Origin of the sequence: Sinorhizobium sp. 7-81, assembly GCF_030124405.1 — a bacterium.
Classification (GTDB): domain Bacteria; phylum Pseudomonadota; class Alphaproteobacteria; order Rhizobiales; family Rhizobiaceae; genus Sinorhizobium; species Sinorhizobium psoraleae.
The window spans coordinates 1-855 of the sequence record NZ_JASKLT010000072.1; the positions used below are offsets into that span (position 1 = coordinate 1).

Consider the following 855-nt stretch of genomic DNA (forward strand, 5'->3'; position numbering starts at 1 on the left):
GTTCGAGAACCGCGGTCCCAAATGCGCCCTGCTCGTCTATATCGACGATGCCACCGGCAAGCTGTTGCATCTGCGCTTTGCTGCCTCGGAGAACACCTTCGACTATCTGCACGCGACGAAGGCCTACTTGCAGCAATGGGGCAAGCCGATCGCCTTCTACAGCGACAAGCATGGCATCTTCCGCACCACCCATGCTTCTAAGAAGGACAGAACCAGCGGCCTGACGCAGTTCGGGCGGGCCCTCTACGAGCTCAACATCGACATCATCTGCGCCAATACCCCGCAGGCCAAAGGCCGCGTCGAGCGCGCCAACCAGACGCTGCAGGACCGGCTCGTCAAGGAACTGCGGCTGCGCGGCATCGACACGATCGAGGCCGCCAACGCCTATGCGCCGGAATTCATGGCGGACTTCAATCTTCGCTTCGGCAAGGCGCCGCGCAATCCCAAGGACATGCACCGGCCGTTTGCCGAGCATGAGAACCTCGATGGCGCGATGTGCCGCAAGGAAGTCCGCACGCTGTCGCAGGCGCTGACGTTGCGCTACGACAAAGTGCTGTTCATCCTCGATCCGACCGATCTCGCCAAGAGGCTGGCCGGTAAGAAGGTCATCGTCTGCGACTATCCCGACGGGCGCCTCGAGATCACCCATGAGGCGACCTCCCTGCCCTACAGGACCTTCGACACGCTGCGCTCGGTCCACCGCTGCGAGGTGGTTGAGAACAAGCGCCTCGATGACATGCTGGCACTGGTGGCCGAGATGCAGGCCGGGCGAGAGCAACAGCGCAGCAACGGCGGACCGCGCCGCACCGGCCAGACGGACCATATGTTCGGCATTCGCGATGGCAGCCAGAGCAA

Annotated in this window: 1 protein-coding gene; it reads left to right on the forward strand. The window is 62.8% G+C overall.

The window, feature by feature from the left end; genetic code table 11:
• Positions 1 to 855, forward strand: an 855-nt coding sequence (locus tag QN224_RS33530) for an ISNCY family transposase (protein WP_283980172.1), incomplete at both ends; no start/stop codon positions are given.